We start from the raw sequence: 12,527 nt of genomic DNA on the forward strand, positions 1-12,527 counted from the left end.
ACAGACCCTGGCGGCGGGGTTCACAGTCGGCTGTCGGGTGGGCTCACCGAGGACGGCACCGCGCTCGGCGCTGGCGGCGGAGCCGGCCGGGTCGGCACCGGCGCGGCCGGGTCGGCCTTCTTCCAGGCGCTGACGCCGATCCGGCCGGTGTTGCCCAGGTCGATCGGCCCGTCCGGGTCGACCTCTTCGCCCGGCTGCCCGGCCGCGGGTGCCACCGTCAGGTACGCGCCGTTGGTGGCCACCACCGTCGAATCGGTGACCAGGTTGCGCCAGAGCACCACGGCCGTGGCCCGCTCGCCGTGCGCGAGGGTGACAGTCCGGGGCGGCTGGTCGAACCCCGACGTGATCTCCTTGCCGCCGTTGACCACCCGCAACATGATCGGCTCGTGGTGGTCGTCGAACACGTGCAGCACCGGGTACCCGTTGAGCTGGTACGGCTGGTCACCGCAGTTGACCAGCTCCAGCCCGAGGGCGCGCAGCCCCATCGCGGCGTCCCCGCCGGTCGACCAGATCCGGACACCGGAGGCCGGGCAGGCGGGCGGCGGGTCGGTGCTCGCCGACGGGCTCGGCGCGGTCAGCGGCCGACCCGGTGGGTCCCCGCCCTGGCCGTGATGGTCGTCGAGAGCGCAGCCGCCAAGTGCGAGAGCCATCGCGACAGTCGCGCCGATGCGCCGCCGTGCTGCCGAGTCGCGGGAGGCCATCCCCTCATCTTCGCCCACGTGAGCGTGCCACCGTCGTCCTGGCCTCGGTGCCGTCGTCCTGGCCTCGGTGCCGGCCCCACAGTCGCGTGTCCTGTCGAGCTGCCCCGTATCTGGGGCGGCTGCACTGTCCCCGCCGTGTCGGCCACCGAGCGATCTCGAACCCGCCACGGCGAGTAGGTCGAGGGACCGAGACACCTCATCAAGGGGTGTGGGCTTCTGTCTGCCCCAGGCGTGGGGCAGCTCGACAGGACCGTACCCACAGTGTGGGAGCGCGCCCACGGCGGACCGCTCTGCCGGTATTCGGGCGTATTGGCAGCTCAGTGGCTCAGGCGGCGCGGCCAGGGCTGCGCATGTGGTCGACACCAGGCTGTGGACAGCGGTACATTCCGACCGGGGACTTTCCCACTAGCAAGGAATTTATAAGCTTCGATGGCTTCATGCCTCACATTGAAGAGATCAGATTCCCTTCGATGGAGGTTCCCATGAACATTTCCCGGCTCGGCGAGCTGACCCTCTCCCTGTTCCGCATCGTGATCGGCCTGCTGTTCACGTTGCACGGCCTGACCTCGGTCTTCGGGTTGTTCGGCGGCAATCCGGGGACCGGTGAGGCGATACCCGTCGGCACCTGGCCGGGCTGGTGGGCCGCGCTGATCCAACTGGCCTGCGGCGCACTGGTGCTGGCCGGGCTCTGCACCCGACCCGCCGCTCTTCTCGCCTCTGGCTCGATGGCATACGCCTACTTCGTCGTGCACCAGCCGGACGATCTGCTGCCGCTGCACAACGGTGGCGAACTGTCGGCGCTCTTCTGCTGGGCGTTCCTGCTGGTCGCGGCCCTCGGCCCGGGTTCCTGGGCGCTCGACACGCTGCTCGCCCGACGCCGCGACGTTCGGCCGGCGTCGGCGGCCCCGGTGGCCGAGCCCAACTCGATCGTCGTCTGACCGCACCCGTACCGCGCGTCGCCGGGCCTCGACGAGACGGCACCGGCGACGCGCCCCGTCGGTCTCACCCGCCCCGCGCGAGGGCCGGGGCGGCGACGCGGGAACGTCAGGCCGGCGTGCGCGGGCCGAGCACCGCGGCCAGGAGGCCGGGGTAGAGGCGGTCCAGCTCGTCGCGGCGCAGCCGGACCAGGCGGCTGGTGCCGGCGGCTCGGGTGCGGGTCAGACCGGCCTCGCGCAGCACTTTGAGGTGGTGGCTGCGGGTCGCCTTGGAGACGCCGAAGTCGAAGCTGCCGCAGGCGGCCTCGCCATTCTCGACGAGTGCCCGAACGATCTGTAGCCGCACGTCGTCAGCGAGTGCGGCCAGCACAGCGGTGACCGGAATGTCGGTCAGGTCGGGTTCGTGCGGCTCCATGTGACCAGTGTAACCGTTGTTCGACAATAATCGAACAACGCCCTATGGTCGGTGTTGTTGGTTCGACGATACTCGAACATTGGAGCTGACGATGCGATCCCGTGCCGCCGCCTACCCGCTGCTCGCCGTGCTTGGTTGGGGCGTGATGTTCCCGGTTCTGGCAAGTGCGCTGACCCGGGTCGACCCGCTCAACCTGACCACCGCCCGCTACCTGCTCGCCGCCCTCATCCTGGTCGCCGTCCTCCTGCTCCGCGAAGGCACCGGTGCGCTGCGGCACGGCGGCCGCACCGGCGAGATCGTGGTGCTCGGCGTGGTCGGCTTCGCCGGCTTCAACGTGCTCACCAACCTGGCGCTCGAACACGCCGCGCCGCAGCAGATCGCTCTCTTCGTGGCCACCACCCCGCTGATCACCCAACTGGTCCGCTGGGCCCGTGACGGCGTACGGCCAAAGCCGCTCCTGCTGGCACTCTCCCTGGTGGCGCTCCTCGGAGTCGGCCTGGTGATCACCCGCGGGAGCCTGACCGGGCTCGGTCAGTTCGGTCTCGGTGGGCTGATGATGGTCGGTGCGGTGCTCGGCTGGGGCATCTACACGCACGGCGCCAGCCGGTTCGGTGCCTGGTCGCCGCTGCGCTTCACCACCCTGACCGCGCTCGCCGGCACGGCGGCCATGCTGGCCGCGAGCATCGCCGCCGACGCCGTCGGCTGGCAGCACGCGCCGTCCGCCGCCGACCTCGCGGCGGTCACCCCACAGTTGACGTACGCCGTGGTCATCGGCGCGGTGATCGCCGTCCTGGCCTGGAACACCGGTGTGCAGCGGCTCGGTGGCGCCAACGCCGCGCTGTTCATGAACCTGGTCCCGGTCGTCACCTTCGCGGTGCAGATCGCCCGCGGCTACCGCCCCGAGGTCATCGAGCTGGTCGGTGCGGCAATCACGATCGGCGCGCTGGTCGCCGCGAACCTCGCCACCAGGCCACGGACCCGGCCTTCGGCTTCGCCGCAGGCGACCGCGACCACGGACCGGATCGCGGTGATCGACCCGGTGGCGGTGAGCGTCCGCTGACTCCACCTGCCGGTAACTGGCTGAGTCGGTCGGCTCACAGCGTGGGATCCGCGGTGGAAGCCGCGGGCGGAGTTGCCTAGACTCGGCAGCACAACTGCATACCTCATCCAGAGGGGCTGAGGGATACGGCCCGACGACGCCCCGGCAACCACCCCGCGCGCTCACCGCTGAGCGACCCGCGGGGCAGGTGCCAATTCCGTCCCCGCCGCACGGTGCGATGTGGGGGAAGATGAGAGGACTTCTCGACATGACGTCGACGCTCGCCGCCTCCGGCATCGACACCTCCGCCAGCCCCGCCCGCGCCCTGGTCTGTCGTGCCTGTTCGGCCCGTTACCCGCTCGCCGCCCAGCACGCCTGCTACGAGTGTTTCGGCCCGCTGGAGGTCGACTACGACACCGCCGCGCTGGCCACCGTCACCCGCCAGCAGATCGAGGCCGGTCCGAAGAACATCTGGCGGTACGCCGCGCTGCTCCCCGCCGGTCAGGACCCGGCCAGTCGGGTCACCCTCGACCCGGGGCTGACCCCGCTTGTCGCGGCCCCGCACCTCGCCGCCGAGCTGGGCATCTCCGCCCCGCTGTGGGTGAAGGACGACAGCGCCAACCCGACCCACTCGTTCAAGGACCGGGTCGTCTCGGTGGCGCTCACCGCCGCGAAGGCGCTCGGTTTCACCAGGTTCGCCTGCGCGTCGACCGGCAACCTGGCCAACTCGGTGGCCGCGCACGCCGCCCGCGCCGGGGTGCCCTCGGTGGTCTTCATCCCCAGCGACCTGGAACAGGGCAAGGTCATCACCACCGCGGTCTACGGTGGCGAACTGGTCGCCATCGACGGCTCGTACGACGACGTCAACCGGCTCTGCGGCGAGCTGGTGGAGACCGACGAATTCGAGGACACCGCGTTCGTCAACGTGAACGTCCGGCCGTACTACGCGGAGGGCTCCAAGACCCTCGGCTACGAGGTGGCCGAGCAGCTCGGCTGGCGTATCCCGGCGCAGGTGGTCATCCCGATGGCCAGCGGCGAGCTGCTCACCAAGATTGACAAGGCGTTCTCCGAGCTTGTCGAGATCGGCCTGGTCGAGGCGCCCGCCGGTGGCTGGAAGGTCTTCGGAGCCCAGTCCGCCGGCTGCAACCCGATCGCCACCGCCCTGCACGCCGACACCGACACGATCATCCCGGTCAAGCCCACCGGCATCGCCAAGTCGCTCAACATCGGCGACCCGGCCGCCGGCCTCTACGCTCTGGAGGCGGTCCGCCGCACCGGCGGCTGGATGGAGTACGCCGACGACGACGAGATCCGCGCCGGCATCCGCGATCTGGCCCGCACCACGGGTGTCTTCGCCGAAACCGCAGGCGGGGTCACCGTGGCGGTGCTTCGCAAGCTTGTCGAGTCCGGTCGGCTCGACCCGACCGTGGAGACCGTCGTGTTCAACACCGGCGAAGGTCTGAAGACCATCGACGCGGTCGCCGGCCAGGTCGGGCCGACCCACCACATCAAGCCGTCGCTGCGCGCCGCCCGCGACGCCGGCCTCCTCGGCTGACCCGCCCCGCCGGTCGGCTCGTGGCCCTGCCGGTCGGCCCGCTGTCCCGCCGGTCGGCTCGCCGGTCGCCGGTCGCCGGCCGCTTGCCGGCGGCTGTCGGTCAGGTTGATCCACTCGGGTTCCTGAAAGGCGCGGTATCCGCCCGGCCCGGACACCGCGTTTTCAGGAAGCCCGAGTGGATCATTCGTGTAACTGGGCTTTCGCTGTGAGTATGGAAAACCCGCCGCTGCGGACTTGACGGCAGGAACCGGACGGCGCAAGATGCTCCGTGCGGGAGGGCATTTCGCCGAAGACTTTTGAAGTTCTTGCGACCCAACGCCGGAGGCGTTGTGCGAGTGTCCCTCCCGACCACGTCCGATCGGGCCAGCGAATTTATTCGCTGGCCCGATCGCTTTCCCGGGGCGCACGCTCACCGCATGAGCATCACGATCGCGTCGTTCGACGGCGCCGACCGAACTGCCGTAGACGAGGCGTACCTGATCGGCGCGGCGGCCAACGACGCCGATCTGCCGGACCTGCCGCCCTTCTGCCGGCGGCGCTTCGACGCGTACTTCCACACACCGATGCCCGGTACCGAGTCGCTCTGGGCGCTGGCCCGGCTCGACGGGGTGCCGGCCGGCTACCTTGAGCTGGGCCTGCCGTACCTCGACAACCCCGAAAACGCCAGCGCCGTGCTGACCGTGCATCCCGAGCTGCGGCGGCGGGGCGTCGGTCGGGCGCTGCACGAGTACGGGGTGCGCCTGCTACGCGAGCGCGGCCGCAAGCGGGTGGTCGCGATGGCCGTCTCCGCGCTGCCCGACGGGCCAGCCCGAAGCGGGGCGGGCGATGCGTTCGCCGCCGCCATCGGTGCCGAGCCGGCCCTCGCCGAGGTGCGTCGCCGGCTCGACGTCGAGGAGATCGACCGGGTCGCGCTGCGGGCGGCGCTGGCCGAGGCCCGGCCGCGGGCCGAGGGCTACCGGTCGGTCTGCTGGCAGGGGGCGACCCCGCAGGAGTACGTCGCGGACATCGCCTACCTGGACGGCCGGCTGCTCACGGACGCGCCGATGGGGGACGTGCGGTGGGAACCGGAGCGGGTGGACGCCGAACGCATCCGCGGCAACGAACGGGCGTTGGCCGCCCGGGGCCGGCGGTGCTACCACCTCGGGATGCGGCACGAGGCGACCGGTCGACTGGTCGCCTGGACCATGCTGGACGTGGGTGCCTCCGCCGACTGGCACGCGTTCCAGCAGATCACCATCGTCGACCCGGACCACCGTGGGCACCGGCTCGGCCTCATCGCCAAGGCCGAGAACCTGCACCACCTGCTCACCCACGAGCCGGCGGTCCGCGTGATCGACACCTGGAACGCGGCCAGCAACAGCTACATGGTGGCGATCAACGAGCAGCTCGGGTTCCGCCCGGTGGACGCCTGGACCGACTGGCAGCTCACGCTCTGACCGGCACTCGCGCTACTGCTCGCGGGCCGTACTCAGGCATGCGCCGCTGCCGGGCATTCGCGCTACTGCTCGCGGGCCGTACTCAGGCATGATGGCGGGCATGACGGAGACCCCGCATCCCCTGTACGACAGGCACGCCGACACCCTCACCCGTGCGCTGACCGCGATCACGGAGCGGGGCTACTGGTCCGCCTATCCCGAATCCCCCAGCCCCCGGGTGTACGGCGAGACCGCCGCCGCCGACGGCAAGGCCGCCTTCGAGGCGTACCTCGGCCGTGACTTCCCGCTCGACCAGCCGGGCACCGGCGACCGGGTCGCCACCGAGACGAGCCCGTTCGGGGTGGAGCTGGCGGTGCGGTACCCGCACGCCGGCCCCGGCGAGCTGGTCGACGCCGCCTCCGCCGCGCTGCCGGCGTGGCGCGACGCCGGCCCGCAGGCCCGGGTGGGTGTCTGCCTGGAGATCCTCGACCGGCTGCACAAGCACATCTTCGAGTTGGCCAACGCGGTGCAGTTCACCAGCGGGCAGGCGTTCGTGATGGCCTTCCAGGCCGGCGGTGCGCACGCGCTGGACCGGGCGCTGGAGGCGCTGGCGTACGCGTACGCCGAGATGACCCGGCACCCGGGCACGGCTGGCTGGGAGAAGGCCGCCGGCAAGGGCGACCCGCTGCGGATGACCAAGACGTTCCACGTGGTGCCGCGCGGGGTGGCGCTGGTGATCGGCTGCAACACCTTCCCGACCTGGAACTCGTACCCCGGGCTGTTCGCCTCGCTGGTCACCGGCAACCCGGTGATCGTGAAGCCGCACCCGCGTGCGGTGCTGCCGCTGGCCATCACCGTGAGGTACGCCCGGGAGGTGCTCGCCGAGGCCGGCTTCGACAGGAATCTGATCATGTTGGCGGCCGAGGCCCCCGGTGAGAAGCTCGCCAGCGACCTCGCCCTGCACCGTGCCGTGAAGATCGTCGACTTCACCGGCTCCACCGAGTACGGCGACTGGCTGGAGACGCACGCCCGGCAGGCGTCGGTCTACACCGAGAAGGCCGGGCTGAACACGGTGGTCATCGACTCCACCGACGACTTCGCCGGCATGTGCCGCAACCTCGGATTCACGCTGACCCTCTACAGCGGCCAGATGTGCACCACCTCGCAGAACATCCTCATCCCGGCCGGTGGCATCGAGACCGACCAGGGGCACAAGAGCTTCGACGAGGTGGCCGGCGGGATCGCCGCCGCCGTCGGCAAGCTGACCGCCGACCCGGCGCGGGGCGTCGAGCTGACCGGCGCCATCGTCAACGACGGGGTGCTGGAGCGGCTGGCCGAGGTGACCAAGGTCGGCGAGCCGGTGCTGGAGTCACGGGCCGTGACCCACCCGTCGTACGCCGACGCGGTGGTGCGTACCCCGACGATCGTGAAGCTGGCCGCGGACGACGCGGAGACGTACGGCCGGGAGTGGTTCGGGCCGATCTCGTTCGCCATCGCGACCGACTCCACCGCGCACAGCCTGGAGTTGCTGCGCCGGACGGTGGGCGAGAAGGGCGCGCTCACCGCGGGGGTCTACTCCACCGACGAGGCGGTGCTGGACGCCACCGAGGCGGTCGCTGTCGAGGTCGGTGTGCACCTGTCCTGCAACCTCACCGGCGGGGTCTTCGTGAACCAGTCGGCGGCGTTCTCCGACTTCCACGGCAGTGGCGCCAACGCGGCGGCGAACTCGGCGTTGACCGATGGGGCTTACGTGGCCAACCGGTTCCGGATCGTGCAGTCTCGGCGTCACGTGTAGGTGGTTGCGGTTGTGGGTTTCCGGGGCAGCCCACCCCGCTCCGGGCGGTCAGGCTTGATCCCTGCGCGGGGCGGGCTGCCCCGGAAACCCTTCGTGGGCACGGTGGTGGCGGCGCTGCCAGCATTTTGAGGGCAGCATCTCAGTGGTTTTGCCCTGGGTTACGCGGTGCGGCGCATTTGTAGCTCGGTCAGGACTGGGATGGTGGGGTGGGGGACGCGTACCCCGGTGTCTGTGAAGCCCAGGCGTTGGTAGGCGCGGTAGGCGCGGTCGTTGCCGACCACCACCTCCAGCAGCAGCTCCGGTCGGCCGCAGGCCCGTGACCAGGCAGCCACCCCGTCGATCAGTTCGCCGAGCAGGCCGCTGCCCCGCCAGGCCGGCGTGACGTACACGGCGTAGATCACGGTGAGCCCGGGTTCGTTCGGGGCGACCGTGCCACCGGCGTGTCCGACCAGTCGGCCACCGGGGTCGGCGACGAACTGCGCGTTAACGGGACCGGTCGAGGTGTACGCGACCCGGGCGGCGAACTCGGCGTGCGGTCGGGCCGCCGCGTCCGCCAGGGTCTCCAGGAAGGCCAACGGCGCGTCGGCGAGCATTTCCAGGCGCAGTGCCCGCATCCGGGCGGCGTCCTCCGGGCGGACCCGGCGGATCTCCGCCCGCCGTTGGGCGGTCGCGCCCGTATCGGTGGTCATGCCCGCATGCCTACCACAGGGTCCGTGGCCGTTCCGGCCGAGCTGCGCCGGCATTCGTCGACGTGGATCCGGTGGATCGAAAAACCCGACCGGCCGGCGCAGTCGGACCGCCCCGGAAGGTGTCAGATTTGTGGCCGTGCGCGGCCGTCACTCCTCGTGTAGCGTGCGATTTCGGTCACCTTATTCAATGGTCGCCATCGATCGCTGGGGTGGTGGCCGGTGGGCGTCCGGCCGTGCCGAGCGCCAGGTCAGGCAACACCGCGCAGAGTGAGGGAAGTGCACCGTGGCACAGGGCACCGTGAAGTGGTTCAACGCCGAAAAGGGCTACGGCTTCATCGCCGTCGACGGCGGTCAGGACGTGTTCGTTCACTTCTCCGCGATCGAGATGGACGGCTACAAGGCGCTGGACGACGGCCAGCGGGTGGAGTTCGAGATCGCCCAGGGTCAGAAGGGCCCGCAGGCCGAGCACGTCCGCGTCGTCGGCTGAGTTTTCCTCCTCGATCGGCCCCGCGCGTCGGGGCTGGCGGCACGGGCACGCAACCGGGAAGATCGTGGCCGTTCCAGCCGATGCCGAGGAGCGTTCATGACTGACCAGCCGCCCCCGCCCAACCCACCCTCGGGGCAGCCGGGTCCGTCCGATCCGACCGTGCCGTACGGCAGTTCCGGCGCGGCACCGGAGACGCCACCCGAGGTGCGGCCGGGCGTACCTCCGGCTGGCCCGCCACCCGGCTGGGATCCGGCGCAGGGCGCCTGGGGTCCATCGCCGCAGGGTTGGGCGTTCCCGCCCACCGGCGGCTACCCACCCGGGTCGGGTCCCTACGGCGCCCAGCCGTGGTATCCGGGGCCGCCGGTCAGTTGGTACCCGCCGGGCTACGGATTCGACCCGAACGATCCCCTGGTCACCCTACCCGGTGCCGGTCTGGCCGGCTGGTTCAACCGGGGTACGGGAGCGTTGCGCCGGGGCTGGCGGCAGTTGGTGCCCATCATGCTGCTCACCCAGGCGTTGCCGGCGGCCGCGCTCTCGGTGATCTCCCTCGGCGTCGACCCGACGGCGAGATGGCAGGCCCAGGTCGGCTCGGAGTCGACTCCCGTGCTGCCGGACACCTTCGTCGCCGATCTCGTCGGCCTTCTCGTGGTGCTGCTCGGCGGCAGTCTGTTGGTCGGCCTGGTGCAGGCCGTCGGGTGGGCCGCCGGCAGTTGGGTGATCACGCAGCAGGCGTCCGGTCAGCCGGGCAGCCTGGATTCCGCGCTGCGCTACGGCCTCCGTCGGGCATTCGGACTCTGGGGCTGGACCCTGCTGATCGGCCTGCTCGTCGGCATCGGCATGTGCTTCTGCCTGCTGCCGGGCATCTACCTGACGTTCGCGCTGAGCATGGCCGGCCCGGTCTACCTCTTCGAACGCCACAACCCGATCGGCCGGTCGTTCCGGATGTTCCACGACCGGCTCGGCCTCCTGCTCGGTCGGGTCGCTCTGGTGGCCCTGGCGGTCATCGTCGTCAACGTGATCTCCGGTGCCCTGGAGGAGGAGGGCACGGCCGCGTTCGGCACGGATCCCCTCTCGTCGCCCGGCACCGCGATCGGGGCGGTGGTGGTGATCGGGGTCACCGCCGTGCTGGCCCTGCCGGCCCACCTCGCCCAGCAGGCCGGCCTGCTGGTGACGTACGCCGAGCAACGCGCCCATGAGGGGCCGGTGAACACTGCCGGACTGGCGACGGAACTCGGCTGAGCGGCACCATCGTGCTTGCACTCGGCAGGGGAGAGTGCTAAACAAGTCATTGGCACTCGCATACCGTGAGTGCCAATGGTCGGGACGGTGGGGCCAGGTTGCACCGGCGTGGAGACGCCGGGGCGGCACATGGCCGGTCGTCGCGGGCTATCCGGCCCGGCCGAAGGACGTCGTCGTCGCCAGGTGGCGACGTCCCAAGGTGCGTACACCAGGCGGCCCATCCGGGGCACACATCTCGGGTGGCCCGTGAGTGTCCAGGAGGACAACGCCGTATGGCCAAGATGATCGCGTTCGACGAAGAGGCGCGCCGCGGCCTCGAGCGGGGCATGAACCAGCTCGCCGACGCCGTAAAGGTGACCCTCGGCCCCAAGGGCCGCAACGTCGTGCTCGAGAAGAAGTGGGGTGCCCCCACCATCACCAACGATGGTGTGAGCATCGCCAAGGAGATCGAGCTCGAGGACCCGTACGAGAAGATCGGCGCTGAGCTGGTCAAGGAGGTCGCCAAGAAGACCGACGACGTTGCCGGTGACGGCACGACGACGGCGACCGTCCTGGCCCAGGCCCTGGTTCGCGAGGGCCTGCGCAACGTGGCCGCCGGCGCCAACCCGATGGCCCTGAAGCGGGGCATCGAGGCCGCGGTCGCGAGCGTCTCGGAGGAGCTGTCCAAGCTCGCCAAGGACGTCGAGACCAAGGAGCAGATCGCCTCCACCGCCTCCATCTCCGCTGGCGACAGCACCGTCGGCGAGATCATCGCCGAGGCGATGGACAAGGTCGGCAAGGAAGGCGTCATCACCGTCGAGGAGAGCAACACCTTCGGGCTGGAGCTGGAGCTCACCGAGGGTATGCGCTTCGACAAGGGCTACATCTCGGCCTACTTCATGACCGACCCGGAGCGTATGGAGGCCGTCTTCGACGACCCGTACATCCTGATCGCCAACAGCAAGATCTCGTCGGTGAAGGACCTGCTCCCGATCCTGGAGAAGGTCATGCAGTCGGGCAAGCCACTGCTGATCATCGCCGAGGACCTGGAGGGCGAGGCCCTCGCCACCCTGGTGGTCAACAAGGTCCGTGGCACCTTCAAGTCGGTCGCCGTCAAGGCGCCGGGCTTCGGTGACCGCCGCAAGGCCATGCTGACCGACATCGCGATCCTCGCCGGTGGCCAGGTCATCAGCGAGGAGGTCGGCCTCAAGCTCGACGCCGCCAGCCTCGACATGCTGGGCCGCGCCCGCAAGGTCGTGGTGACCAAGGACGAGACCACCATCGTCGACGGTGCCGGTGACGCCGAGCAGATCCAGGGTCGGGTCAACCAGATCCGGGCCGAGATCGACAAGAGCGACTCCGACTACGACCGGGAGAAGCTGCAGGAGCGGCTGGCCAAGCTGGCCGGCGGCGTTGCGGTCATCAAGGTCGGCGCGGCCACCGAGGTCGAGCTCAAGGAGCGCAAGCACCGCATCGAGGACGCCGTTCGCAACGCGAAGGCGGCCGTCGAGGAGGGCATCGTCCCGGGTGGTGGCGTCGCGCTGGTGCAGGCCGGCAAGACCGCCTTCGACAAGCTCGACCTGGTCGGCGACGAGGCCACCGGTGCGAACATCGTCAAGGTCGCGCTGGACGCCCCGCTGCGGCAGATCGCCGTCAACGCCGGCCTTGAGGGCGGCGTCGTGGTGGAGAAGGTCCGTAACCTCGAAGCGGGTCACGGCCTCAACGCCGCCAACGGCGAGTACGTCGACCTGCTGGCCGCGGGCATCATCGACCCGGCCAAGGTGACGCGCTCGGCGCTGCAGAACGCCGCTTCCATCGCGGCGCTGTTCCTCACCACCGAGGCCGTCGTCGCGGACAAGCCGGAGAAGACCCCGGCTGCCCCGGCTGGCCCGGGTGGCGGGGACATGGACTTCTGAGTCCAGTTCCGACACACCGAACGGGGCGGGCCGCTGACGCGGTCCGCCCCGTTCGTCGTCAGGTGGGCAGTGGGCGCTGGTTGCGCCGTTTGTGCGCCCGGTCGTACGGCGGGAGCAGTTGGATCGGCGCGTCGACCATCTCCTGCGGCTGGTCGACCACCGACGACTCGCCGTCGGTGGTCATCTCGGCCAGTTGCTCGGCGTCGCCGTAGTCCAGCCGGTCGAACGGCAGTTGGCCGGGGAGTTCACCGACCGGCTTCCAGGTGATCGGCGGGCCGTCCTCGGTCTGGTCGTCATCCGTGGTCATGGCTGCCTCCTCTACCAAGACGGTAGGGGGCGTCGATGGCCGACGCGGGCGAATG

The 12,527-nt window shown here is 70.5% G+C and carries 12 protein-coding genes and 1 riboswitch; of the genes, 8 read left to right on the forward strand and 4 right to left on the reverse strand.

Features of this window, described 5'->3' with window-relative positions; all coding sequences use genetic code 11:
* Nucleotides 1–20: 20 nt before the first annotated feature.
* Nucleotides 21–701: a DUF4232 domain-containing protein gene (locus tag ACGFIW_RS14510; protein ID WP_393314701.1), complete on the reverse strand. Its 681-nt coding sequence runs from the start codon at nucleotides 699–701 to the stop codon at nucleotides 21–23.
* 482 nt (nucleotides 702–1,183) lie between these two features.
* On the opposite strand from ACGFIW_RS14510, the gene ACGFIW_RS14515 reads away from it, so the two are divergent.
* A complete protein-coding gene (locus tag ACGFIW_RS14515) occupies nucleotides 1,184–1,639 on the forward strand; it encodes a DoxX family protein (RefSeq protein WP_393314704.1) in 456 nt (151 codons plus the stop codon).
* Nucleotides 1,640–1,745: 106 nt separating this feature from the next.
* Here ACGFIW_RS14515 and ACGFIW_RS14520 read toward each other — a convergent pair whose 3' ends face one another.
* Nucleotides 1,746–2,051: an ArsR/SmtB family transcription factor gene (locus tag ACGFIW_RS14520; protein WP_393314706.1), complete on the reverse strand. Its 306-nt coding sequence runs from the start codon at nucleotides 2,049–2,051 to the stop codon at nucleotides 1,746–1,748.
* A gap of 91 nt (nucleotides 2,052–2,142) precedes the next feature.
* Between ACGFIW_RS14520 and ACGFIW_RS14525 the strand changes: the two genes are divergently transcribed.
* The 4 genes from ACGFIW_RS14525 to paaN all read left to right on the forward strand — a co-directional run bounded on the left by ACGFIW_RS14525 (nucleotide 2,143) and on the right by paaN (nucleotide 7,855).
* Nucleotides 2,143–3,111: a DMT family transporter gene (locus ACGFIW_RS14525; RefSeq protein WP_393314709.1), complete on the forward strand. Its 969-nt coding sequence runs from the start codon at nucleotides 2,143–2,145 to the stop codon at nucleotides 3,109–3,111.
* A gap of 100 nt (nucleotides 3,112–3,211) precedes the next feature.
* Nucleotides 3,212–3,347: riboswitch (SAM riboswitch) on the forward strand.
* An 11-nt stretch (nucleotides 3,348–3,358) separates the two neighbouring features.
* Nucleotides 3,359–4,645 carry a threonine synthase gene (gene thrC, locus ACGFIW_RS14530; RefSeq protein WP_393315295.1) on the forward strand — a complete coding sequence of 429 codons (1,287 nt, stop codon included), beginning with the start codon at nucleotides 3,359–3,361 and terminating at the stop codon, nucleotides 4,643–4,645.
* A 416-nt stretch (nucleotides 4,646–5,061) separates the two neighbouring features.
* A complete protein-coding gene (locus tag ACGFIW_RS14535; protein WP_393314712.1) occupies nucleotides 5,062–6,081 on the forward strand; it encodes a GNAT family N-acetyltransferase in 1,020 nt (339 codons plus the stop codon).
* Nucleotides 6,082–6,181: 100 nt separating this feature from the next.
* Nucleotides 6,182–7,855, forward strand: a complete 1,674-nt coding sequence (gene paaN, locus ACGFIW_RS14540; RefSeq protein WP_393314715.1) for a phenylacetic acid degradation protein PaaN — start codon at nucleotides 6,182–6,184, stop codon at nucleotides 7,853–7,855.
* Between the two features lie 158 nt (nucleotides 7,856–8,013).
* Here the strand turns inward: paaN and ACGFIW_RS14545 are convergent, their stop codons facing one another.
* The gene (locus ACGFIW_RS14545) at nucleotides 8,014–8,544 is read right to left on the reverse strand and encodes a GNAT family N-acetyltransferase (RefSeq protein WP_393314717.1); all 531 of its coding nucleotides are present in this window, start codon (nucleotides 8,542–8,544) and stop codon (nucleotides 8,014–8,016) included.
* Between the two features lie 283 nt (nucleotides 8,545–8,827).
* Between ACGFIW_RS14545 and ACGFIW_RS14550 the strand changes: the two genes are divergently transcribed.
* The 3 genes from ACGFIW_RS14550 to groL all read left to right on the forward strand — a co-directional run bounded on the left by ACGFIW_RS14550 (nucleotide 8,828) and on the right by groL (nucleotide 12,165).
* The gene (locus ACGFIW_RS14550; RefSeq protein ID WP_363611926.1) at nucleotides 8,828–9,031 is read left to right on the forward strand and encodes a cold-shock protein; all 204 of its coding nucleotides are present in this window, start codon (nucleotides 8,828–8,830) and stop codon (nucleotides 9,029–9,031) included.
* Nucleotides 9,032–9,127: 96 nt separating this feature from the next.
* Entirely contained in the window at nucleotides 9,128–10,270 is a 1,143-nt protein-coding gene (locus ACGFIW_RS14555; RefSeq protein WP_393314720.1) for a hypothetical protein, read from the forward strand.
* Nucleotides 10,271–10,542: 272 nt separating this feature from the next.
* Nucleotides 10,543–12,165 carry a chaperonin GroEL gene (gene groL, locus ACGFIW_RS14560; protein ID WP_030490078.1) on the forward strand — a complete coding sequence of 541 codons (1,623 nt, stop codon included), beginning with the start codon at nucleotides 10,543–10,545 and terminating at the stop codon, nucleotides 12,163–12,165.
* Between the two features lie 58 nt (nucleotides 12,166–12,223).
* On the opposite strand, the gene ACGFIW_RS14565 is transcribed toward groL, so the two are convergent.
* On the reverse strand, nucleotides 12,224–12,472 hold the full coding sequence (locus ACGFIW_RS14565) for a hypothetical protein (protein WP_393314723.1): 249 nt from the start codon (nucleotides 12,470–12,472) through the stop codon (nucleotides 12,224–12,226).
* Between the last annotated feature and the right edge of the window lie 55 nt (nucleotides 12,473–12,527).

This window comes from Micromonospora sp. NPDC048935, from assembly GCF_043197875.1.
In the GTDB taxonomy this organism is placed as follows: domain Bacteria; phylum Actinomycetota; class Actinomycetes; order Mycobacteriales; family Micromonosporaceae; genus Micromonospora.